Annotated in this window: 24 protein-coding genes and 1 tRNA gene; 20 read left to right on the forward strand and 5 right to left on the reverse strand. The window is 43.4% G+C overall.

Annotation, left to right across the window (positions count from 1 at the left end):
* Window positions 1-26 precede the first annotated feature (26 nt).
* Entirely contained in the window at window positions 27-2,351 is a 2,325-nt protein-coding gene (gene recJ, locus LDK34_RS05310; RefSeq protein ID WP_178942419.1) for a single-stranded-DNA-specific exonuclease RecJ, read from the forward strand.
* Between the two features lie 20 nt (window positions 2,352-2,371).
* Window positions 2,372-2,890 carry an adenine phosphoribosyltransferase gene (locus LDK34_RS05315; protein ID WP_017262007.1) on the forward strand — a complete coding sequence of 173 codons (519 nt, stop codon included), beginning with the start codon at window positions 2,372-2,374 and terminating at the stop codon, window positions 2,888-2,890.
* A 141-nt stretch (window positions 2,891-3,031) separates the two neighbouring features.
* Here the strand turns inward: LDK34_RS05315 and LDK34_RS05320 are convergent, their stop codons facing one another.
* Window positions 3,032-3,139: a putative metal homeostasis protein gene (locus LDK34_RS05320; protein WP_161001199.1), complete on the reverse strand. Its 108-nt coding sequence runs from the start codon at window positions 3,137-3,139 to the stop codon at window positions 3,032-3,034.
* Window positions 3,140-3,316, reverse strand: coding sequence for a 50S ribosomal protein L32 (rpmF, locus tag LDK34_RS05325; protein ID WP_178942420.1), 177 nt, complete (start codon window positions 3,314-3,316; stop codon window positions 3,140-3,142). It abuts the gene before it with no gap.
* 187 nt (window positions 3,317-3,503) lie between these two features.
* On the opposite strand from rpmF, the gene LDK34_RS05330 reads away from it, so the two are divergent.
* A tRNA-Ser gene (locus tag LDK34_RS05330) sits at window positions 3,504-3,592 on the forward strand.
* 126 nt (window positions 3,593-3,718) lie between these two features.
* Window positions 3,719-4,879, forward strand: coding sequence for a hydroxymethylglutaryl-CoA synthase (locus LDK34_RS05335; protein WP_178942421.1), 1,161 nt, complete (start codon window positions 3,719-3,721; stop codon window positions 4,877-4,879).
* A gap of 215 nt (window positions 4,880-5,094) precedes the next feature.
* Here LDK34_RS05335 and LDK34_RS05340 read toward each other — a convergent pair whose 3' ends face one another.
* The gene (locus tag LDK34_RS05340; RefSeq protein ID WP_178942422.1) at window positions 5,095-5,757 is read right to left on the reverse strand and encodes a hypothetical protein; all 663 of its coding nucleotides are present in this window, start codon (window positions 5,755-5,757) and stop codon (window positions 5,095-5,097) included.
* Between the two features lie 199 nt (window positions 5,758-5,956).
* Between LDK34_RS05340 and LDK34_RS05345 the strand changes: the two genes are divergently transcribed.
* Window positions 5,957-6,205, forward strand: a complete 249-nt coding sequence (locus tag LDK34_RS05345; RefSeq protein ID WP_178942423.1) for a hypothetical protein — start codon at window positions 5,957-5,959, stop codon at window positions 6,203-6,205.
* Window positions 6,206-6,358: 153 nt separating this feature from the next.
* Window positions 6,359-6,799 (forward strand): nucleoside 2-deoxyribosyltransferase, encoded by a 441-nt coding sequence (locus tag LDK34_RS05350; RefSeq protein WP_178942424.1) that lies wholly within the window; start codon window positions 6,359-6,361, stop codon window positions 6,797-6,799.
* A 222-nt stretch (window positions 6,800-7,021) separates the two neighbouring features.
* Here the strand turns inward: LDK34_RS05350 and lexA are convergent, their stop codons facing one another.
* Window positions 7,022-7,651 carry a transcriptional repressor LexA gene (gene lexA, locus LDK34_RS05355; RefSeq protein ID WP_017262000.1) on the reverse strand — a complete coding sequence of 210 codons (630 nt, stop codon included), beginning with the start codon at window positions 7,649-7,651 and terminating at the stop codon, window positions 7,022-7,024.
* A gap of 230 nt (window positions 7,652-7,881) precedes the next feature.
* Here lexA and LDK34_RS05360 point away from each other — a divergent pair, with 230 nt between their 5' ends.
* The 4 genes from LDK34_RS05360 (at window position 7,882) to LDK34_RS05375 (ending at window position 12,135) form a co-directional block, all read left to right on the forward strand.
* On the forward strand, window positions 7,882-8,121 hold the full coding sequence (locus tag LDK34_RS05360; RefSeq protein ID WP_161001204.1) for a DUF896 domain-containing protein: 240 nt from the start codon (window positions 7,882-7,884) through the stop codon (window positions 8,119-8,121).
* Between the two features lie 90 nt (window positions 8,122-8,211).
* A complete protein-coding gene (locus tag LDK34_RS05365; protein ID WP_178942426.1) occupies window positions 8,212-8,436 on the forward strand; it encodes a YneF family protein in 225 nt (74 codons plus the stop codon).
* Between the two features lie 97 nt (window positions 8,437-8,533).
* Window positions 8,534-10,285, forward strand: a complete 1,752-nt coding sequence (locus tag LDK34_RS05370; protein WP_178942427.1) for an ABC transporter ATP-binding protein — start codon at window positions 8,534-8,536, stop codon at window positions 10,283-10,285.
* Window positions 10,285-12,135: an ABC transporter ATP-binding protein gene (locus LDK34_RS05375; RefSeq protein ID WP_178942428.1), complete on the forward strand. Its 1,851-nt coding sequence runs from the start codon at window positions 10,285-10,287 to the stop codon at window positions 12,133-12,135. The genes LDK34_RS05370 and LDK34_RS05375 overlap by 1 nt, the downstream gene beginning before the upstream one ends.
* A gap of 120 nt (window positions 12,136-12,255) precedes the next feature.
* Here the strand turns inward: LDK34_RS05375 and LDK34_RS05380 are convergent, their stop codons facing one another.
* A complete protein-coding gene (locus tag LDK34_RS05380; RefSeq protein ID WP_178942429.1) occupies window positions 12,256-12,990 on the reverse strand; it encodes a lysophospholipid acyltransferase family protein in 735 nt (244 codons plus the stop codon).
* Window positions 12,991-13,276: 286 nt separating this feature from the next.
* On the opposite strand from LDK34_RS05380, the gene LDK34_RS05385 reads away from it, so the two are divergent.
* The 10 genes from LDK34_RS05385 to rseP all read left to right on the forward strand — a co-directional run bounded on the left by LDK34_RS05385 (window position 13,277) and on the right by rseP (window position 22,063).
* Window positions 13,277-14,035 carry a tRNA1(Val) (adenine(37)-N6)-methyltransferase gene (locus tag LDK34_RS05385; protein ID WP_178942430.1) on the forward strand — a complete coding sequence of 253 codons (759 nt, stop codon included), beginning with the start codon at window positions 13,277-13,279 and terminating at the stop codon, window positions 14,033-14,035.
* 2 nt (window positions 14,036-14,037) lie between these two features.
* On the forward strand, window positions 14,038-14,322 hold the full coding sequence (locus tag LDK34_RS05390; protein WP_178942431.1) for a GIY-YIG nuclease family protein: 285 nt from the start codon (window positions 14,038-14,040) through the stop codon (window positions 14,320-14,322).
* Between the two features lie 144 nt (window positions 14,323-14,466).
* On the forward strand, window positions 14,467-15,459 hold the full coding sequence (locus LDK34_RS05395; RefSeq protein ID WP_178942432.1) for a D-2-hydroxyacid dehydrogenase: 993 nt from the start codon (window positions 14,467-14,469) through the stop codon (window positions 15,457-15,459).
* Between the two features lie 152 nt (window positions 15,460-15,611).
* Window positions 15,612-16,397, forward strand: a complete 786-nt coding sequence (gene rpsB, locus LDK34_RS05400) for a 30S ribosomal protein S2 (protein WP_017261991.1) — start codon at window positions 15,612-15,614, stop codon at window positions 16,395-16,397.
* A 113-nt stretch (window positions 16,398-16,510) separates the two neighbouring features.
* Window positions 16,511-17,386 carry a translation elongation factor Ts gene (gene tsf, locus LDK34_RS05405; protein WP_161003104.1) on the forward strand — a complete coding sequence of 292 codons (876 nt, stop codon included), beginning with the start codon at window positions 16,511-16,513 and terminating at the stop codon, window positions 17,384-17,386.
* An 82-nt stretch (window positions 17,387-17,468) separates the two neighbouring features.
* Window positions 17,469-18,191 carry a UMP kinase gene (gene pyrH, locus LDK34_RS05410; RefSeq protein ID WP_017261989.1) on the forward strand — a complete coding sequence of 241 codons (723 nt, stop codon included), beginning with the start codon at window positions 17,469-17,471 and terminating at the stop codon, window positions 18,189-18,191.
* A 1-nt stretch (window position 18,192) separates the two neighbouring features.
* A complete protein-coding gene (gene frr, locus LDK34_RS05415) occupies window positions 18,193-18,756 on the forward strand; it encodes a ribosome recycling factor (RefSeq protein WP_017261988.1) in 564 nt (187 codons plus the stop codon).
* Window positions 18,757-19,090: 334 nt separating this feature from the next.
* Complete coding sequence (gene uppS / locus LDK34_RS05420) at window positions 19,091-19,873, forward strand: undecaprenyl pyrophosphate synthase (RefSeq protein ID WP_178942433.1); 783 nt, start codon at window positions 19,091-19,093, stop codon at window positions 19,871-19,873.
* Between the two features lie 45 nt (window positions 19,874-19,918).
* On the forward strand, window positions 19,919-20,704 hold the full coding sequence (locus LDK34_RS05425; RefSeq protein WP_178942434.1) for a phosphatidate cytidylyltransferase: 786 nt from the start codon (window positions 19,919-19,921) through the stop codon (window positions 20,702-20,704).
* Window positions 20,705-20,797: 93 nt separating this feature from the next.
* A complete protein-coding gene (gene rseP, locus LDK34_RS05430; protein WP_178942435.1) occupies window positions 20,798-22,063 on the forward strand; it encodes an RIP metalloprotease RseP in 1,266 nt (421 codons plus the stop codon).
* Window positions 22,064-22,071: the final 8 nt, after the last annotated feature.

The raw sequence follows: 22,071 nt of genomic DNA on the forward strand, positions 1-22,071 counted from the left end.
TTAGACGTAGGTGAGGAGGAAAGACTGTGCTAGAGTCCAAGTACGATTGGCAACAGGCGCCACAAGTGGCAGACGAAAAGGTCGCGACATTTGCTCACGACCTTGATGTTTCACCCTTTATGGCACGATTGTTGTTAGCACGAAAGTTAGACACTGCCGATAAGGTCAACGAGTGGCTGAAACCGACTATTGATGTACTGCATGATCCACACGAAATGTTTGATATCGAAAAAGGTGTTGCCCGGATTCAGGCAGCTGTGGAGGCTGGCGACCAGATTACGGTATATGGAGATTACGACGCAGACGGTTTGACCAGTACGTCGTTGATGTACGAGGCCCTTGATCAGCTTGGTGCTAACGTGAACACATACATTCCTAACCGTTTTACGGATGGCTACGGTCCAAACGTAGCAGCCTTTAATCGACTAATCGATGCTGGCACGCAGTTGTTTGTAACAGTAGATAATGGGGTGGCTGGTAATGAGGCAATTGATGCTGCTGCTAAACGAGGCGTTGACGTCGTCGTTACTGACCATCATGAACTGCCAGAACAATTACCTAATGCCGCTGCCATTATTCACCCTCGTCATCCACAAGGACATTATCCGTTTGGTGGATTATCTGGTGTTGGGGTGGCCTTTAAAGTGGCCCAGGTGCTGTTAGATGCGACTGCCGATGAGTTAAGTGATGAGTTAGATTTGGTTGCTATTGGCGAAATTGCGGACCTAGTGCCACTAAATGACGAAAATCATGCGCTCGTTAAATTTGGACTACAGGTAATTGCTAATACACAGCGGCCAGGCTTGATTGCGTTGATGAAGGCTGCGGGCATTGACGGGCAGACCATCAATGAAGAGCACGTCGGCTTTGGCATTGCACCGCGTTTAAACGCATTGGGCAGACTTGGGGATGCCAATCCAGCGGTCGAGTTGCTAACGACGTTTGATGACGCACGTGCTGAAGAGTTGGCTTCGGAAATTAATGCCCAAAATGAGAGGCGACAACAGCTGGTTAAGGATATCAGCGGTGATGCCTTGGCACAGGCGCAGACACCGGAAAATCAGGCTCGCAAAACGCTCATTATTCACGGCAAGGGTTGGCATGAAGGCGTATTGGGAATTGTTGCTAGCAAAATAGTAGAGGCAACGCACAAACCAACACTAGTCATGAGCGAAGATTCAGAAAAAGGGACGTTAAAGGGCTCCGGTCGCTCGATTGCAGGTTATGATTTGTTTAACGCCATCAATCCTGTTCGTGACCAAATGGTAGCATTTGGTGGTCATGCGATGGCGTGTGGCTTGACCTGTCCAATAGACCAGCTCGATACTTTAGCCGCCGCTCTGGAACAGGCCTGTGTCGATCAATCGGTTGATTTGACAACCAAGCCAGCGTTGTCTGTTGCTGGGCGGGTCCCACTCGCAGATGTTAATGCAGCTGATTACGCTGCGGTTCAAGAACTCGGTCCGTTTGGAACGGATAATCCGCAACCTGTGTTTGCATTCAAACCAACTTCTGTAGACAATGTCCGAACTATGGGGGCGGCTAAGAACCATCTCAAATTCCAGATGTCAGATGAAGCGGGGCATCAAGTCGCGGCCATTGCTTTTGGGCGCGGTCATCAGAGCGAACAGGTCACTGCTAACCCTGAAAACGTGCGTGTGGCGGGTACATTGTCGGCCAATACCTGGCAGGGGAAAACAACCTATCAGGTAATGGTAAAAGACTTCTCGGTGACTGGCATTACCATTGTTGATAGTCGAACGAATCATCTCGCCAAATCATTGTTTGAACGGCCAGACACATATTTATTTTTCCACAAGAAGTTGGTTGATCAATTGCAAGACTATTTGCCAGAGGGAGCACAGTCTTTGTGTGTTGGTCGTGATGAGCTGCCTTCAAGCTGTGATCATTTGGTTATCGTTGATTGTCCGGATGATCTGGATGATTTAAAGCAAGTTCTGAGTCAAATCAAAACGGATGAATTAACGGCCTACTTTTATGAACACGATTCAGCGTATTTAGATGGTATGCCAAGTCGTGCAGAGTACGGCAAACTGTTTAAGTTCATTGCTAGTCATCAGAATGTTGATATTGCTCATCAGTTGCCAACGTTGGCAAATTATCTTCAAATTGATGATGCCAAATTGATTTTTATGATACAGCTGTTTTTTGAGGTGGGATTTGTTAAAATAGACTCTGGCGTTATGAATGGGGTGAGTGAACCGCCGCACGTAAATCTTACTGATGCAGCGGCTTACCGCCAACGTTTAACACGTATCGATACTGAAGAAAAATTACTTTATTCCAAGGCACCTCAACTGAAAGCTTGGTTGATGGGCGCCATGAGCTAAGCTTAAAGGAGCTGTAAAAATTGGCTTTAGACTTAACAAAATACATTGCAACGGTGCCAGATTATCCCGAAAAGGGCATCATGTTTCGTGACATCTCACCGTTGATGGGTGACGGCGCTGCATATCACCAAGCAACCGATACCATTGTCAACTATGCGCGTGACAAGCAGGTTGATATGGTCGTTGGTCCAGAATCTCGTGGTTTTATCGTTGGCTGTCCAGTGGCTTATGAATTAGGCATTGGCTTTGCGCCAGCACGCAAGAAGGGCAAGTTGCCACGTAAAACAATCAAAGCAGACTATGCTTTGGAATACGGCACTGCTTCGTTATACATGCATGAAGATGCGATTAAGCCAGGCCAACGGGTATTAGTTACGGATGATATTTTGGCAACCGGTGGTACGATTGAGGCAACGATTAAGCTTGTTGAACAGCTTGGTGGCGTGGTTGTTGGTTGTGCGTTCTTACTTCAATTGAAGGATTTGCATGGCTTAGACAAACTAAAAGATTACGATACATTAGTCTTAATGGACTATTAAATCGCTTGGTGTGACGGGATTTTTCGTCACGCCTTTTTAGTTTCTAAGATTGTCAGGGCAGCATAATAAATTGTTTTGATATTCAAATTGTTATAAAAAACACCGTAAATGAACATTGCTGCTCGTTTACGGTGTCATCAATTACTTATTATTTTTCTTAAGACTATGAAGGATTTGTAGTGCCTTCTTACGTGTTTTGATGTTAGGGCTTCTTAGGTTTCTGATTGCTGTGCTTTGATCTATTTTCATTTAGTTTGCCTCTTTTATAATTTGTTTGCCGTTGTAAACGCCATTGGGAGAAACATGATGGCTCATCACATATTCACCGGTTTGTGTGTCATAGTGGATAGCTGGCGCTGTGATTTTATGCGCTGCACGGCGCTGGTTACGCCGAGTTTTGGATGTTTTGCGGGCTGGAGTAGCCATGAGCAAACCTTCTTTCATTTGTAATTACGTGTAAATAGTAACTATTACGTTTTACAGTATAAACGAAACATTACATTCGTCAACCACTTTGTTTAGACTAATTTAAAAAGTGCTTATTGCAACTGATAAAAATCAGCACTACCGTTGTGCAGGGGCGTTTTTATGCTATACTATTTGAGTACCTCTTGGAGAGTTGGCAGAGTGGTAATGCAACGGACTCGAAATCCGTCGAACCCGTTTATAGCGGGCGCGCAGGTTCAAATCCTGTACTCTCCTTTATACCCTTGGCAGGAAAACACCACCCATTGACGTTTGATGAGTGGTGTTTTTTCTAAATTCAATTAATGCCTGGGCTTTTTTGGAAACAACTAAAATTGATCTGCTAAAAAGGAGCTTGCTAAGATGAACATTGGGATCGATAAGATGGGGTTTTACACACCTCATTTGGTGTTAGATATGACGGATTTAGCTCACGCGCGCGGGGATGATCCTGATAAGTATCATATCGGCATTGGTCAATCAGAAATGGCTGTTGTGCCTCCAACGCAGGATGTCGTCACCATGGCGGCCAATGCAGCAAATCAGATTATCGACGAATCGGACAAGCAGGCAATTGATCTTATTTTATTTGCGACTGAATCTGGGGTTGATAACTCTAAGTCTGGTGCCGTTTATGTTCAACGTTTGCTTGGACTGACGGAACATACACGGGCCATTGAGGTCAAACAAGCTTGTTATTCTGCAACGGCGGCTTTGCAATTAGCCAAAGACTATATTGCCGCACATCCGCAACGTAAAGCGTTAGTGTTAGCTAGTGACGTCGCCCGTTATGGCTTACACACACCTGGAGAAATCACTCAAGGTGCGGGCGCAGTCGCCATGGTTGTCAGCGCGAACCCACAAATATTAGCAATCAGTGACCAAAGTACGTACTTGACACAAGATGTGATGGACTTTTGGCGGCCAATTTATGCAACGGAAGCGCGTGTGGATGGGCATTTTTCCGCCAACATTTATGTCGACTTTTTTACAAATGTTTGGACGCGATTCAAAAAAACGTATGGTGTCGATGTAACAGATTTTGACGCAATGCTGTTCCACTTGCCGTTTTCTAAGATGGGACTAAAAGCGTTGCGAACCGTATTGCCGGCTGATGAAACGGTAGCATCTCGGTTGACTGATAACTTTGAATCTGCCAGATTGTGGAACCGGCATGTTGGTAACCTTTACACGGGCTCATTATATTTAAGTTTGTTGTCATTATTAGCAAATGGGACATTAGCAGATAATGCTCAGCTGGGCCTGTTTAGCTACGGCTCAGGTGCGGAAGGTGAATTTTACACGGCAACGGTTCAGCCGAACTATCGTAATGGGTTTGATCAGGTCAAAATTGAATCATTACTCAATGCTCGTCAGCAGGTATCCGTAGGCGAGTATGAACAGCTCTTTAGTGATCAATTGCCGACTGATGGAAGTACGAAAAAATTAGACATTGCGGCTGATCCGGCGCATTTTGTGCTTGCCGGTATTGATAATGAACAGCGTCAGTACCAAGCGCACTAGTTAACGTGAAATTCTGTCAATAACTTAAGCAGTAACTCAGACTAGCGTCATTGTACCAATCGCAGTGGATACGCATATATGGTTTTGTGAAAGATGAAGTCTAAAGCTCTCGTTAATTCGAGGGCTTTTTGTTTACAACGAAAAAAAGACCACCCGCAGGCAGCCGTGATATTGGATTAGTCAGGAAGAAAAACGATCACTAGTAAATAAAACGATTACTGTGCGAAATTAGTAGTCGCTTTTCCATTTGTAGCACTGAATAAAACCTTTCCAGATTGATCTGGGCTAACTAATGTCAGTGTGTAATCGTCTTTAAGTGCCTTACTAACATTTGTCGAAGAAGTGGTCAGATTCTTAACCAATGTTGGCCAATGAGCCTGATCAGCCTCGGAAGGTTGCTTTTCGAGTGCTTCCAGCGCTTTGACTGTGTTCTCGTTCTCCGGTGTGATCGTGTAAGTTTTTTTTGCACGATCAAAGGTGACTTTACCAAGCGTTGAAAAAGCCGAGTTAAGTTGTGTCGTCATTTGATCTTCAGCGGAAGATTTAGCGGCACTTTTTTGTTTAGCCGTTTGGCCATTGATGACACCGCCAGTTGGGTTAAAGGTAGATGCTGCCTTGGTTAATGACGATTGAGCAGCCGCTGATGTTTGAGAAGAGTGTCGACGTCGACCAGCGTTTTGGGTAGGAGATTGGCTAGCTGTTGTCTGGCTTTGATGGTGCCAGAAGGGCAGTTTGACAATTCCAAATCCCGTGATCAGAGTGAAGATGACGACGAGGGCCGTCGCAAACTTCCAGGTACCATAGTTTTGAATCGAATTAAGTAAGTAAAAAATGGCCAGAATTAATGCAATTCCACCGAAAATGGCTAAGAAAATCATGAAGATAACCTCTTTTTCTCTGTCGTGATGTCTCCTATTCTACCATTGCAACTGATGAATGAAAAAGCGATATTGATTATCCATAATAAAATTCGTATGATAATCATAAATAAAAATATTGCATTCAAAGAAAACGTGCGTTACACTATCCATAATCGAAACACGGAGAAGAAGTGAATGATTTCAAGGAGGACCTATTATGACAGCAACTCTAGGCCAAGGCAGTATAGTTCGATGTTCAAAATGCGACGATTTACAAAAGCCCTTTTTGGGTAAAGTACTTGAACACTTAGCACATCACGTCATTGTACAAATTATTAATTTTGATCCGATTGACCGCTACATGGTAGATGTATTAGACGGGCAGGTGACTTTAAAAACGGAACAAGTACGTCCGTTAAGGATGATCAAAATCAATCCGCGTTCTGAGAGAACATCGCGTGGCTAAAAGATCATTGTTCACATTTTTGACAACAAACATCGAATTAATAAAGACTTGAACAGATATAAAGTTCCATTTGTGAACATAATCGAATTTTAATTGTATGATTGTTCATTTTTGCCGTATAATTAGTGCATCAATTCGAGGAGGAATCATCCTGTGAAATCTATTTATTTAGCCAGCCCTTTTTTTGACAATGACCAAATTGATCGTGTCAAACGTGTCGAACAGGCTCTAGCGGATAATAAAACCGTTGGCGATGTGTTTAGCCCACGAAAGTCTCAATTCCCTGAATTAACTTTTGGCAGTCCAGAATGGCAGTCGACAGCATATAAGCACGATTTGGATCATTTAAACGATGCTGATATTGTTGTCGCTGTTAGTGACTTTACAGAAGATTCCGTTGATAGCGGGACAGCCTTTGAAATTGGTTATGCCGTGGCCAAAGGTAAGACGGTAGTACTAGTTCATGAAAAAACGGGCCTAGTTAATTTGATGTTGGCTCAAGGCGCAAAAACATATGTTGAGCATGCTGAAGAATTGGCAGCACTTAACTTTGATCAATTGCCAGAGCAACGTTACGTTGGTGAAGTTCAGTAGAAGTTTCTGCCTAGGAAGCACTTGCTGTGGTAATGGCGATTATTTTTATTAAGGTACAGCAAACAGTGAAAATAAGCCGACTTGTACAGATTTAGCCAGCAAACAAATTGTTGCTTGTCATGTGCGATGAGAGGCGGCCTATGTAAGAGGTCAGACAAAAAAACTGAGGTTTAACCACTCATTTGTGGTTAAACCTCATTTTTTTCTGCCGTAATTTTGACATTAATAAACTGAATCACGATAGAGACCAACAACTTTACCTAAAATTGTGACATTGTTCAAAATAATAGGGGCCATGTTATCGTTCTCAGGTTGGAGCCGATAGTGATCAGACTCTTTAAAGAAACGTTTGCAGGTGGCTTCATTTTCATCGGTCATTGCAATAACAATATCCCCATTGTCGGCGTTTTGTTGACGTCGAACAATGACACGATCACCGGTGAGAATTCCCATATTAATCATACTGTCTCCACGAATGGTAAGCATAAAGAGGTCGCCATCATATTCGGTTAGCTCTGGTGGAACCGGGAAATAGTCGGTAGCATCTTGGACTGCTAAGATTGGTTCGCCAGCAGCAACGACACCTAAGACTGGAATTTCGTTTGGTGTCGTTGACACGCCAAGCGTTTGCAAACCAGCGTCCGTTAGTTCAATGGCGCGTGGTTTAGTAGGATCCTTAACCAGCAATCCTTTTTTTTGTAAACGATCAATATGTCCATGAACTGTAGAAGTAGAGGATAAATCAACTGCTTCACCAATTTCACGAACGGTCGGCGGATAACCTTTTTCATTAACACGTTCATAGATAAAGCGGAGTACCGCAATTTGTTTGCTTTCGGAACTTCTTGACATGTTCGTCAACACCTCGTCTTATTTTTGCGTAGCCGCGAACAAATGTGAAAACGTGTTCGTGGTGGGTCCGGTTGGCGGAGCTACGCGATTTTGATAGTTAAAACTTAGCACATTTTTTGCTCTCGGTCAAACAAATGTTCGCTTTACTGCAAATCTTTTCCACTTTTTGGCTTCTTCTTGTATAATGGTCAGTCGAAGCCTTGGATAAATGATAAGGAGGGGCAGAATCAATGGAATCAGAAAAATTACGTGCCCGGATTAATGAACTTGCTCATAAACAAAAGACAACGGGACTGACCGATGAAGAGAAAGTTGAACAAAAGAAACTTCGCGAGGCCTTTTTAGCCAACTTTAGAAAGGCGTTCCGGTCACAAGTTGAAATGATGCAAGTATTCGACAAGGACGGTAAAGAAGTTACGCCAGAAAAAGTGAAGGATGTTCAACGCAAAAAAGGTTTGCGAGACGATTAATTTGCTTTTTTGGCATTAAAGGGTTTTCAAGCGCGTTGATGTTGTGTAGTATTATTTAATGTAATTCATCTATGGAAGGAGGTTATTTCGATGTCAACAGGGTTGTGGATTCTAATCGTTATTTTAGCGGCAGTCGCCGGTGTTGTTGGTGGCTTCTTCTTTGCGCGCCGCTACATGCAAAACTACCTTAAGAATAATCCTCCGATTACTGAAGAAATGCTACGGACGATGATGCTGCAAATGGGGCAAAAGCCTTCTGAAAAGAAGTTGAAGCAAATGCTGTCAACCATGCAGAGTCAAGCACGAAAGGGCTAATTCTGATTAATGTAATTGATTAAACGGGCTGGATTACTCCTGCCCGTTTTTTATATTCTTTTTTAAATTGTGCGTTATTGGAAAGTTGGTGACCTTGGTGTCGATTTTTAGAAAACTTGCTTGGTACTTTAAGGCTGAGCGACGAACATATTTTTGGGGTGTGATTGGTTTACTGTTAACCGCCTTACTGGGCATCATTCCGCCAAGAATTATTGGTATGTTGGTTGATTTAATGGATAAGCGTACGCTGACTGCTGGAAAACTTGTTCTAGCCCTTGGTGTCATGACTGTTACGGCCCTGTTAGCATACGCAGCCCGTTTTTTGTGGCGGACGGCTATTTGGGGAGGTGCAGCTAATCTCGAACGAACACTACGAGAGCGGCTATACTGGCATTTTATGCAAATGGATACCGCTTTTTACCAACGGTATCGAACTGGCGATTTGATGGCCCATGCGACCAATGATCTATCGGCCGTCCAACGAGTTGCTGGTGGCGGGATCCTTCAGTTTGCCGATTCCATTATCACGGGTGGTACCACATTGATTGCCATGATGATCATGGTTAATTGGCGGCTCACTATTTTAGCCGTCCTGCCATTGCCGTTGATTGCGATTGTGGCTCGGTATGTGGGAACGAAAATTCATGTGGCCTTTGGCGAGTCACAGGCCGCTTTTTCTCGTTTAAACAACAAGGCCCAAGAGAGTATTGAAGGCATTAAGGTTATTAAAACATTAGGTCAAGAAAAACAGGATGAAGCGGATTTTGAAGGGCAGGTTCAGGACACCATCAAAATCAACAGATACACCAATTTCTTGGATGCGATGTTTGATCCATTGATTACAGTGATTATTGGTTTGTCTTACGTGGCGACAATTGTCTTAGGCGGTCGATATGTCACCAGTGGGGTGATCTCACTTGGACAATTGGTGACGTTCATTGCCTACGTTGGTATGCTAGTTTGGCCAATGTTTGCAATTGGTCAACTATTCAACACTATGGAACGTGGGAACGCTTCCTATGACCGGGTTAACTTTTTATTGCACGAAAAGTCTAGCATCGTTGAAAAAACGGATGGGATTAAACAGCCAGCAACAGGCACCATTAATTTTGATGTCAAGGCATTTAACTATCCTGATGAGAAGCAACCACGGTTGACAAATGTTGATTTTTCTTTGCCTACGGGTCACACATTGGGCATCGTTGGCCGTGTTGGGGCCGGCAAGTCGTCCATTATTAAGTTACTTCTACGTCAGTTTGACGATTATCAAGGCACGATTAAAATGGGTGGTCATGATATTCGTGATTACACGTTGGATGCTTATATTCGTTCTATTGGTTACGTGCCACAGGATAGTTTTTTGTTTTCAGCTTCTGTGAAAGGCAACATTGCTTTTGCAAACCCTGATTTGAGTGATCAAGACATTGAAAATGCTGCTTACACGGCTGCGTTTGATACCGAGGTTAGTAACATGCCGGACGGTTATCAAACGGAAATTGGCGAAGAAGGGGTCTCACTGTCTGGTGGTCAAAAACAGCGGTTAGCTATTGCCAGAGCGTTAGTGATCGATCCTGAGGTATTGATTTTGGATGATGCGTTGTCGGCGGTTGATGCCAAAACTGAGGCTCAAATTCTTGAACGTTTGGGTATTAACCGAGCTGGCAAGACAACGATTATTGCCGCGCATCGTTTAAGTTCGGTTGTTAATGCTGATGAAATTTTAGTGATGACGGATGGGCATATTAGCGAACGAGGCACCCATGCCGAACTGATGGCCCAAAATGGTTGGTACAAACGAATGTACGACCAGCAGCAATTGTCAGATTCGATTGGAGGTGGCAATGATTAATGGCACAAAATAATCATGAGTCGGTCTGGGCTCGAAGTATGTCGATGAAAGAACAGACAACTGTTATTAAGCGTTTATTACCTTATGCGGCACCCTATAAATGGGACTTCATCTGGGCAATTGTCTTTGCCTTTTTGGTTAGTTTAATTAATGTATTGTTGCCAAAGTTGATGTCGACGTATATGGATCAGTATTTAAGGGTGCATAATTCAGGATTGCGCGTTGTCCTCTTTTTTGCCGGATTTTATTTTCTTGGGACGATTATCAAAGCAATTTTTCAGTTTGGTCAGGAATTCTTGTATGCCATGGGTGGCGAACGGATGCTTGAAAATGTGCGTGTTAAGATGTTCCGTAAGCTCCACACACTTGGAATGCGCTACTTTGACCAAGTACCGGCCGGATCAATATTATCGCGACTAACGAATGATACGATGTCATTTCAGACATTCTGGGCACTGTTTGCTGCCGCTATTGTGGCGTTGTTCTCAGTGATTACATCGTTTTATGCCATGTACCGAACAAACGTTAAAGTTTCGCTGGTTGTACTGGCTTTCTTACCGATATTAATTTTTGCGATTTGGTATTATCAGCATTTTAGTAGTCGGGTCTATCGGTCTATGCGTGAACGACTGAGTGAACTGAACGCTAAACTAGCAGAGTCCATTAACGGAATTGCGGTGATTCAGGAATTTCGCCAGGAACACCGAATGAACAGTGAATTTGAACAAACCAATCAAGCCTATTTTGATACAAGGCGGGCAATGATTCGTACCAATTCACTATTACTTGGCCCAATTATTGATTTACTGTTTGCTCTGGGTGAAGTTGCCGTCCTATGGATGTTTGGTATCGATGCATTTCATCACTTTGTTCTTGCAGGTACGATTTATGCGTTTGTTCAATACCTTAGCAATTTTTACAATCCGATGGCGAACATGATGGATTCGCTCTCCGACTTCCAAGACGGTATTGTTGCCGGTTCACGGGTTTTGCGGGTGATGGATGATCAAACACTCGCGCCACAACAACATCCAGTTGAAGGTGCTAAAATTACTAGAGGGAAAATCGAGTTTAAACACGTTAACTTTAGTTATGATGGTGAACATGATGTGTTACACGACGTTTCCTTCACCGTTGAGCCAGGACAGACGGTTGCGTTGGTTGGTCACACGGGTTCTGGTAAATCTTCAACGATAAATGTTTTGATGCGGTTTTATGAATTTGGTTCAGGCCAAGTTTTGATTGATGATCGTGACATCCGGGATTACAGTATGACTGAATTGCGTCAACGTTTTGGGCTTGTTCTTCAGGACTCGTTTATGTTTTACGGCGACATTGCGTCAAACATCCGCATGTTTGACGACAATATCAGTGATCAACAAGTTGAAGACGCCGCGCGTTTTGTGTCGGCAGATCGTTTTATTGATCAATTGCCTGACAAATATCATGCCCGTGTCATTGAACGTGGTGCCAGCTATTCCGGTGGTCAGCGACAACTGTTGTCGTTTGCACGCACGGTGGCACATAATCCAAAGGTTCTTATCTTGGATGAGGCAACGGCTGACATCGACACAGAAACTGAAGCACTTATTCAAGACGGTCTTCAAAAATTGCAAAGTGGGCGGACCACGATTGCAATTGCGCACCGGCTGTCAACGATTAGAAATGCTGATCAAATTTTGGTACTGGATCAAGGTCGAATCGTTGAGCGAGGCACGCATGATGATTTGCTGGCTAAGCGAGGGCGCTACTATGATATGTACAGGTTGCAAACAGCAGTTGATGCAGATCAACGTGAGGCACTACTTAACAGCGAAGAAAATGATCCCAGCGCTGAGCCTCAGGCTTGAGTGAAGGTATGAATGAGACTGCGCGTTGGATAGGATAAAAATAAAGGTGTACTGACGATTCCAAGTCTGGAATCATCAGTACACTTTTTTAAGGACAATGATTATGTTGTGTTTGGTTAATTATGATTTACGGTTGTTGTGGACTTCTGGCTTAGTTAACTCTGCCAAATGTTCAGCTTCGACTTTTTCTTCAGTTTTCTCTGCGGCTTGTTTTTGTTGATATTCTTCATAGAGCTTTTGATTTGGATCCACATAGTGGAAGGACGGATCAATTTCTTTATCCAGAGCATCAAAGGCAGCCTGCATTTGTTGATCAATTTGTTGTTGGCCGGCATCATCTGTTTTGAATTTACGGTCAATATAAATCGGTTCACCGAAACTAATTTTGACACGCTTGCGACTGAATAATCCCATAAATGTCAATGGCCCTTGATAAACTGTGGGAACCAAAGGAACACCAGCAAGTTTAGCGATGACTGTGGCGCCACCTTTCATTTCACTGGAATGACGAGTGCCAGAAGGAAAGATGATTGTCGACAGTTCACCTTGCTTTAGAATCTTGACCGGGGTCTTGATGGCTGAAGGACCTGGGTGATCCCGGTCTACCGGATAGGCATTGGCATGGTTGAGCACAAAACGGATGATTGGATTTTTGAAGAGTTCCTTTTTGGTCATGAACGAGAATTTTCGAGGTGATGCGGCTAGAGCGTAATAAATCGGATCAAACCAAGTTCGGTGCGGCCCCACAAGAATGTAGGTTCCTTCTGGCAAGCGGTCTTTATGTGTGATTTTTGGTCGCCCGTTAACGATTAGCAGGATAATGCGGGCGACAACACGAATAAATGAATAGAACAAGGCGGTGCCTCCAAGTCTTAAATGTTTTTAAAAATAGGTAATCTAAAAAGCTGATAATTTAATGTGATTGACGTTTCCCGAATGTCGAAACATTGGCCTTAGTTTAAAAAATAAGTTGAAATTCGTCAACCCCGTTGATTACTGACATAAACAAAGCTGGTCGCCATGGTATTTGGAAATCTACTTGCATTTGCTAGGCTAGACCATAATAATTCTGATAAGAGTATGACGAAGATGACCTTAGAATGCAAGGTTGAAACAGTCTGTGAAAGAAGTGAACACATTAATGGAACCTAACTTACTGCCAGATGAACGAATTGACCAGTTATATGGTGCCGATATTAAAATTATTCAAAGCAAAACCGTTTTTTCATTTTCACTAGATGCGGTTCTACTAGCTGATTTTGCCAATCCCGACAGAACCAGGCGAGGATTAACCGTCGATTTATGTGCGGGCAACGGGGCGGTCGGTTTGTTTTTCAGTCCTAAAACAAAAGGGCCAATAAAAATGGTTGAGATTCAACCACGTCTAGCCGACATGGCTCGGCGTTCAATTAGTCTTAATGGTTTGACTACACGGGCGGAAGTTCTGACAATGGATCTTAAAGATGTGACGGCGGTTATTCGTCCTGATTCGGCTGCGGTCGTGACCTGTAATCCACCTTATTTCGTTGATGCGCCGACATCTCAAAAAAATCCCAATGAACATTACGCTATTGCAAGGCATGAGCTGACGACAACGTTAGCGGATGTGATTAACGCAGCCTCAGGATTGCTAAAAATGACCGGCCACGCGTATTTTGTGTTCCGACCAGATCGTTTTTTGGAAATGATGACGCTCCTACAGGCTGCTCGTTTGGCACCCAAACGGTTGCAGTTTGTGTACCCCAAACCAGGGCGTGAAGCCAATATGTTCCTAGTGGACGCTATCAAAGACGGCAAAACAAATGGTTTAAAAGTGTTACCACCGTTGACTGTGGCCGACAACGAAGGTAAGTATGTTGGTCATGTTCGTGAATTGCTTTACGGAAACGAGGCGCAATAACAGTGTCAAAGCCTTATTATTTTTATGTGTTACTTTGTGCCGACAACACGCTATACGGTGGCTTTACAGACGATGTCGGCCGACGTTTTGCAACTCATCAGGCTGGCAAGGGAGCCAAGTACACACGACCAGCATTTCGTCACCCGTTAAAAATGATTTATGCACAAGCGTTCGAAGATAAATCTAGCGCGCTAAAGGCTGAGTATGCATTTAAACATCAATCACGAGCCAAAAAAATTGCTTTCCTTCAGGATCATCATGCCAACCCATTTGAAAATCATGATTAGTAATTAGCGAGACTAGCCAGTTGTGTCATTAAACGGTGGTGAGTGTGCCATTCTTTTAGCGAGGATGGGGCTAGTTTTGTGCTAAGCTAAATTGGTATTCAAAAATTGAAATAGTTGTCAATTTTACTTGGAGGAATAAACGTTATGAAAATTCTAGCTTATGGCGTGCGAGACGACGAAAAGCCTTACTTTAAAACTTGGCAGGCAGCACATCCAGAAGTAACTGTTTCGTTGACACCGGCTATTTTAGATGAACATTCCGTTGATGAGGCAGCTGGTTGTGATGGGATTAGCATTTTACAAACGGATCCAGTAGGGCCAGCGGTATTTGAACGACTGGTCAAAGAAAATGTGCGAGCAGTGTCGTCGCGAATCGTGGGCACGGATGCCATGGCACTCGATACTGCAAAAAAATTAGGTATTAAGGTGACTAATGTGCCTGCCTATTCCCCAGCGGCAATTGCGGAATTCACAGTTAGCCAGTTATTGCAGTTGTTGCGCAACACGCGTCGTTTTGAAGCTAAAATTCACGCTCAGGATTTTCGCTGGGCACCAGATGTCTCACAGGAGTTGAATCAACAAACAGTTGGTGTGATTGGCACTGGCAGAATTGGCCGAGCGGCAATTAAAATATACCGTGGCTTTGGCGCGAAAGTCGTTGCCTATGATGTTTACCATAATCCTGAATTGGAAAAAGAGGGCATCTATGTTGACACATTGGCCGATTTATATCAGGCCAGCACTGTGATCACATTACATGCGCCAGCAACTAAAGATGATTTTCACATGCTGGATCAGGATGCTTTTGATCAGATGAATGACGGTGTTTGGATTGTCAATGCAGGACGCGGCACGTTGATTGACAGTCAGGCGCTGATTACAGCGTTGGATAGTGGTAAGGTCGCAGGCTCCGCCTTAGATACTTATGAAAAGGAACTGCCCATTTTTAATCACGATTTAAGAGGTCAACAAATTGATGATCCAACCTTTAACAATTTGTTTGCTCGCGAGAACGTTTTAATGACGCCTCACATTGCTTTTTATACAAATATGGCCGTAAAAAACATGGTGACCGTTTCACTCGATCATAATTTGAGTTTGATTCAAACAGGTGCCTCTGAAGATCAGGTGATTTAATGCTTGTCACAGCACTTGGCGTTTGGTATACTAATTGTCGGTTCAAAACCAATTCACACCTAGCGTGATGCGCAAATCGGTGCTCAGGGATGAGTGATCTGTGCAAATGAGCGTTGGGGAGGAAAAACATTATATTTTGGAGGATTTAACACATGGCTGTTATTTCTATGAAGCAATTGCTTGAAGCTGGTGTCCACTTCGGTCACCAAACACGTCGTTGGAACCCAAAGATGAAGCGTTACATTTTTACTGAACGTAACGGTATCTACATCATTGACTTGCAAAAGACGGTTAAGATGGCTGACGTTGCCTACAACTTTGTTAAGGATGAAGCTGCTAAGGGTTCAAACATTTTATTTGTTGGGACTAAGAAGCAAGCTCAAGACTCAATCGAAGAAGAAGCAACTCGTGCCGGTATGTACTACGTTAACCACCGTTGGCTTGGTGGTACGTTGACTAACTGGAACACCATTCAAACACGGATCAAGCGTTTGAAGGACTTGAAGAAGATGGACGAAGACGGTACATTTGATCGTCTGCCAAAGAAGGAAGTTGCTTTGTTGACTAAGCAACGTGAAAAGCTTGAAAAATTCCTTGGTGGTATCGAAGATATGCCTGGTATTCCTGATGTTATGTTCATTGTTGACCCTCGTAAGGAACAAATTGCTGTTCAAGAAGCACACAAGTTGAACATTCCGATTGTTGCTATGGTTGACACGAACACTGACCCAGACGACATTGACTACATCATTCCTTCAAACGATGATGCTATCCGTGCCATCCGTCTGATCTCTTCGAAGATGGCTGATGCTGTTATCGAAGGCCGTCAAGGTGAAGACCAAGGTGCTGACGATCAACAACAAGCCGCTGCTAAGGGCGATTCGATGGAAGACATCGTTGATGCTGTTGAAGGCGACAACAAGCAAAAAAACAACTAAGCGATAAAACCTTAGGCTGTCTATCAGTTGAGACCGTTGTGGCCTGAGATTGATAGGCAGTCTTTTTCTCAAATTACTAGGTTTATTAAAAATTATGAGGAGGCCATACTAAGATGGCAGTTACAGCAGCTCAAGTTAAAGCATTACGTGAAAAAACCGGTGTTGGTATCATGGACGCTAAGAAGGCATTAGTTGCCACTGATGGTGACGAAGCCAAGGCCTTAGATTTCTTACGTGAAAAGGGTATCGCCAAGGCAGAAAAGAAGAGTGACCGTATTGCTGCTGAAGGATTGACCGAAGTTGCTATTCATGGCAACAAGGCAGCAATTGTAGAATTAAACTCAGAAACAGACTTCGTTGCCTCAAATGACACGTTCAAAGATCTGTTACAAACAGTTAGCGACCAAATTGCTTTGGAAGAACCTGCTACTGTTGAAGACGCTTTGAAGTTGAAAGCTAATGACAGCGAAACGTTAAGCGATGCAATCATCTCTGCTACACAAGTAACAGGTGAAAAGATTAGTTTGCGCCGTTTCCAAGTCGTTGATAAGACTGATGACCAAGTATTTGGTTCATACCTACACATGGGTGGTTCAATTGCTTCTTTGGTTGTTCTTGAAGGTGGCGACGCCGAAACAGCTAAGGATGTTGCGATGCACGTCGCTGCAATCAACCCAGAGTATGTTGACCGGACTGATGTACCGGCTGACCGTTTGAACCATGAAAAGGATGTTCTTTCTAAAGAAGACGACCTTGCTGGTAAGCCAGACAACATCAAAGAAAAAATGATCGACGGTCGTTTGAACAAGTGGTTGGCTGAAATTTCATTGAATGATCAACCATTCGTTAAGGACGGCGATCAAACTGTTGACCAGTACGTTTCCTCAAAGAACGCCAAGGTTGTTTCATTCGTTCGTTACCAAGTCGGTGAAGGCATGGAAAAGAAGAGCGATGACTTCGTTGACGAAGTTATGGGTCAAATCAAGTAATTAAACCAGGGCGTACGTTATGTGCGCCTTTTTTGTAGAATGAGACGCCCACACGGGATCTGACAAGGAGGATGTTGGTCTAATGGCTGATGTAAAATACAAACGTGTAATGTTAAAGTTGAGCGGTGAAGCACTGGCCGGTGAACAAGGATTCGGAATCTATCCGCCAAAGATTAAAACCGTTGCTGAAGAACTAAGAGAGGTTTATGCCCTTGGCGTGCAGATTGCAATTGTTGTCGGCGGCGGTAACATTTGGCGAGGTGAAGCGGGATCTGAAATGGGCATGGAACGCGCCCAAGCTGATTACGTCGGTATGCTGGCAACTATTATGAACGCCTTGGCTTTACAAGACAGTTTGGAAAGCTTAGATGTACCAACACGTGTCCAGACTTCTATTGAAATGCGCCAAATTGCAGAACCTTACATTCGTCGGAAGGCTGTTCGTCATTTAGAAAAGGATCGGGTCGTAATTTTTGCCGGTGGAACTGGTTCACCATACTTCTCAACGGATACAACTGCTGCTTTACGAGCAGCTGAAATCAACGCGGATGCTATTCTAATGGCTAAAAATGGCACGGACGGTATTTATTCGGCCGATCCGAATGTAGATCCTGATGCTGTTAAGTATGATTCTTTGACTCACTTGGACATTATCAACAAGGGTCTCCATGTTATGGATACAACAGCAACGTCGTTGTCAATGGATAATAATATTCCACTGGTCGTCTTTAACTTTAATGAACCTGGCAATGTTTTGAAGGTTGTTAAGGGTGAAAATATTGGGACAACTGTTAGGGGGAAATAAAATGGCTGTTAACGAACCAATTTTAAAAGATGCACAAGAACGGATGAGCAAGGCCGGTGATGCACTGTCACGTGAGCTTGGCAATATTCGTGCAGGCCGTGCAAACGCCGGCTTACTAGCTGATATTAAGGCAGATTATTATGGCGCGCCAACACCGATTAATCAAATGGCTTCCATCACAATTCCGGAAGCACGTGTCTTGTTGATTACACCATTTGATAAAAGTAGTTTGGATGCTATTGAACACGCAATTTTGACTTCTGATTTGGGAATTAATCCAGCTAACGACGGTAACGCTATTCGGCTGGTTATTCCGCAATTGACTGAAGAAAGCCGGAAAGACTTGGTCAAACAAGTTCATGGTAAGGCTGAAGAAGCTAAAGTTGCCGTCCGTAATGTTCGTCGAGATGCAATGGATTCATTAAAAAAGGGTCACAAAAATGGTGACTTTACAGATGATCAGTTGCACGATCTTGAAGAACAAGCTCAAAAAATTACGGATGCTGGTATTAAGAATGTTGAAAATATTGCTAGTGACAAAGAGAAAGAGTTAATGACTATCTAGTTACTGCTCTCTATATTTTTGTCATATAAGCGACTGTGATTGGAAATTTGTTTTTCCAGTCACAGTCGCTTTTTTTATTTAAGGTGACAATTTACTAATGAGTAATGACTGTGGCCAGTTTTACCAGTTACGTTAAAGTGATACAATGCCGAGGTAGATATTTAAGACAGCGATTATTGTTTTGCGACCATACATAATGGCTGTCTGTTCCGTCAACCGGGCACGTTTTGTCATTTTTTAAAAGCTCACTGCGTTTATTTCGCTGTGTTTTAATGTAATGACTGGGTGTTTTTGTTAAACTAGAAAGACGTAGAATTGAAAGGTGGACGTTGTTTTGTTTGGACGAAAAAAGACTGTGGCACCTGAAACTTCGCCAAGTGATCTCGATGAGACACGCATTCCTAAGCACGTTGCCATCATCATGGATGGTAACGGACGATGGGCTCAGAAGCGACATTTACCACGTGTGGCAGGCCACAAGGAAGGCATGAATACTGTTAAAAAGGTGACCATTGCGGCTAGTCATTTAGGTATTAAGGTACTAACACTGTATGCTTTTTCAACAGAAAATTGGAAACGTTCAGAGAATGAAGTTAACTATCTTATGCAACTGCCAGTCGACTTTTTTGACACTTTTGTACCCGATTTGGTTAAAGAAAATGTCCGGGTTAACGTTATGGGGTATACGGATCAGCTTCCCCAAAAAACGCAAACAGCCGTTAACAATGCGATTGCGGATACCGCCCATTGTACCGGCATGATTTTAAATTTTGCACTTAACTATGGCGGCCAGGCGGAAATCGTGACGGCTATCCAAAAAATTGCGCAAAAAGTTGCTGATGGAAATCAACAGGTTGCGGACATTACTACGGAAACCGTTGATCAGGCTTTAATGACGGCCCCACTTGCACCATACAATAATCCTGATTTGTTAATTCGAACTAGTGGAGAAGAACGAATTTCAAATTTTTTGCTTTGGCAAATTGCTTATAGCGAATTGGTATTTACAGAAGGGTATTGGCCTGATTTTGACGACACAGAATTGCGTCGCTGTATTAGGCAATTTCAACAACGTGACCGTCGCTTCGGTGGCGTCAAACAACAAAAAAATAAATAAGAGTTTGTGACGGGCGAAGGCTTGTCCAGAAGTGAGGAGTTTCATATGCGTACTCGTGTCATTACCGCCGTTGTGGCGTTATTGATTTTTATTCCAGTGATTGTCTACGGTGGTTGGCTAATTCAATTGGCAGCCATTGTCCTTGGTGCCGTGGCGTTAGGCGAAGTGCTGGTCATGAAAAAGAAGTTGGTCGTGTCTGCGGAAGCGATTATTAGTTTTCTGGGGTTACTCGTGCTACTGGCCCCACAGAGTTGGTTGGCGTTTTTGCCTGCTAACCTCAATCGCGAATTTTTATTCTTTATTTTCGTGATGCTGTTGCTGTTACATACTGTATTCACGCGCAACCATTTTTCGTTTGATGACGCTGGTGTACTGACGCTTGCAATGTTGTACATTGGCATGGGCTTTTACTACTTTGTTGCTGCTAGAAATACAGGTCTGTCCACACTGTTTTACATTTTGTTTGTTATCTGGACAACAGATTCTGGTGCTTATATGATTGGGCGTAAATTAGGCCGGCACAAATTGGCTCCCCAAATATCGCCCAACAAAACATGGGAAGGTTCCATTGGTGGCACGATTGTGGCCGTCATTGTTGGTAGCGTTTGGGTTGCCTTTTTCCCACAACACTTTAGTTTGCCGATAATGGTTGTTTTGACACTGATTTACAGTGTTTGTGGTCAATTGGGTGATTTAGTTGAATCGTCTCTTAAGCGTTTTTATGGTGTGAAGGATTCTGGCAAAATCTTACCCGGTCATGGTGGTATTTTGGATCGTTTTGACAGTTTGTTGTTTGTATTACCAATCCTACATTTGACGGGATTGATTTAGACGCATGTATTTGACCTAGGAAGATAGATGTTTAATCTTCTGCTTTTTCATTTTTAAAACGGTAGCCTGCTCAAATGAAAGGATCCTATGTGAATGGTAAAAACAATTGTTGCTTTTATTATTGTTTTTGGAATTTTAGTGGTCGTGCATGAGTTTGGCCACTTTTATTTTGCCAAACGGTCAGGTATTCTTGTACGTGAATTTTCAATCGGAATGGGTCCCAAAGTTTTTTGGACGCGCAAAAACGGGACGTTGTATACGATTCGAATTTTGCCCTTAGGGGGCTATGTTCGAATGGCCGGTGCTGCCGAGGATGAGGATGACCAACTTCAACCGGGAACGCCAATCAGTGTAATGGTGGGCGATTCTGGTAAAGTCACCAGAATTAATGCTAGTGATCAAACGACGCTGTTTAATGGCATTCCTGTCATTGTGACGGAGTCTGATTTAGTCGATCAATTGGTCATAAAGGGTTATGAAAATGGTGATGAAAGTGTCGTCAAGACGTATGCAGTAGACCATGATGCGACCATCATTGAAAAAGATGGCACAGAGGTGTTAATTGCACCCCGTGACGTCCAGTTTCAGTCTGCTACGTTGTGGCATCGTATTTTAACTAACTTTGCGGGGCCACTGAATAATTTTATTCTGGCGTGGTTGGTCTTTGCCATTATGGGATTCGCCATGGGCGGCGTTGCTAGTAATAGCAATGCAATTTCAGGGGTGTTAGCGAATACGCCGGCTCAATCGGCTGGCATGAAATCGGGTGACCGAATCGTCAGCGTTAATAACAAACGTACCAACAGTTGGACTGCTGTGACAAGCGCTATTACCAGTGATACTCACGGCGACATCACACTTGGGATTAAGCGCGGTCAAAAGACGGTTAAGGATGTCAAAATAACGCCGCAGGTAAAAACTGTTTCTGGCAGTAAAACGCGGACTGTCGGCATTAAACGTGGAATCGATACCGGCTTTTTTGCCAAGTTATTTGGTGGGTTCTGGAACACGACTGTACTGTTGTTTGCAGCGCTCGGTCATTTGTTCACGCATTTCAGTCTCAATGACCTTGGCGGACCGGTGGCGATTTATGCCAATACGGCCACAGCTACACAGGCTGGTTGGAGTGGCATTCTCTACTGGCTCGGTTTCTTATCGTTAAATTTGGGAATCGTCAACTTGTTGCCAATTCCCGCGCTAGACGGTGGTAAACTGGTTTTAAACCTAATTGAAGCAATTCGACGTAAGCCATTGTCACAACAAACTGAAGGTGTCGTTACAATCATCGGATTTGGTTTTGTTTTGTTCTTGATGATTCTAGTCACATGGAATGACATCATGCGCTATTTTATTCACTAAAACGACTG

This window comes from Furfurilactobacillus milii (genome assembly GCF_021654115.1).
In the GTDB taxonomy this organism is placed as follows: Bacteria; Bacillota; Bacilli; order Lactobacillales; family Lactobacillaceae; genus Furfurilactobacillus; species Furfurilactobacillus milii.

Excerpts from the sequence above, each read along its gene's own strand:
- LDK34_RS05320 (WP_161001199.1), bottom strand. The coding sequence starts at position 3,139 with ATGAAAATAGATCAAAGCACAGCAATCAGAAACCTAAGAAGCCCTAAC.
- rpmF (WP_178942420.1), bottom strand. The coding sequence starts at position 3,316 with ATGGCTACTCCAGCCCGCAAAACATCCAAAACTCGGCGTAACCAGCGC.
- LDK34_RS05335 (WP_178942421.1), top strand. The coding sequence starts at position 3,719 with ATGAACATTGGGATCGATAAGATGGGGTTTTACACACCTCATTTGGTG.
- LDK34_RS05340 (WP_178942422.1), bottom strand. The coding sequence starts at position 5,757 with ATGATTTTCTTAGCCATTTTCGGTGGAATTGCATTAATTCTGGCCATT.
- LDK34_RS05345 (WP_178942423.1), top strand. The coding sequence starts at position 5,957 with ATGACAGCAACTCTAGGCCAAGGCAGTATAGTTCGATGTTCAAAATGC.
- lexA (WP_017262000.1), bottom strand. The coding sequence starts at position 7,651 with ATGTCAAGAAGTTCCGAAAGCAAACAAATTGCGGTACTCCGCTTTATC.
- LDK34_RS05360 (WP_161001204.1), top strand. The coding sequence starts at position 7,882 with ATGGAATCAGAAAAATTACGTGCCCGGATTAATGAACTTGCTCATAAA.
- LDK34_RS05365 (WP_178942426.1), top strand. The coding sequence starts at position 8,212 with ATGTCAACAGGGTTGTGGATTCTAATCGTTATTTTAGCGGCAGTCGCC.
- LDK34_RS05375 (WP_178942428.1), top strand. The coding sequence starts at position 10,285 with ATGGCACAAAATAATCATGAGTCGGTCTGGGCTCGAAGTATGTCGATG.
- LDK34_RS05385 (WP_178942430.1), top strand. The coding sequence starts at position 13,277 with ATGGAACCTAACTTACTGCCAGATGAACGAATTGACCAGTTATATGGT.
- LDK34_RS05395 (WP_178942432.1), top strand. The coding sequence starts at position 14,467 with ATGAAAATTCTAGCTTATGGCGTGCGAGACGACGAAAAGCCTTACTTT.
- rpsB (WP_017261991.1), top strand. The coding sequence starts at position 15,612 with ATGGCTGTTATTTCTATGAAGCAATTGCTTGAAGCTGGTGTCCACTTC.
- tsf (WP_161003104.1), top strand. The coding sequence starts at position 16,511 with ATGGCAGTTACAGCAGCTCAAGTTAAAGCATTACGTGAAAAAACCGGT.
- pyrH (WP_017261989.1), top strand. The coding sequence starts at position 17,469 with ATGGCTGATGTAAAATACAAACGTGTAATGTTAAAGTTGAGCGGTGAA.
- frr (WP_017261988.1), top strand. The coding sequence starts at position 18,193 with ATGGCTGTTAACGAACCAATTTTAAAAGATGCACAAGAACGGATGAGC.
- LDK34_RS05425 (WP_178942434.1), top strand. The coding sequence starts at position 19,919 with ATGCGTACTCGTGTCATTACCGCCGTTGTGGCGTTATTGATTTTTATT.
- rseP (WP_178942435.1), top strand. The coding sequence starts at position 20,798 with ATGGTAAAAACAATTGTTGCTTTTATTATTGTTTTTGGAATTTTAGTG.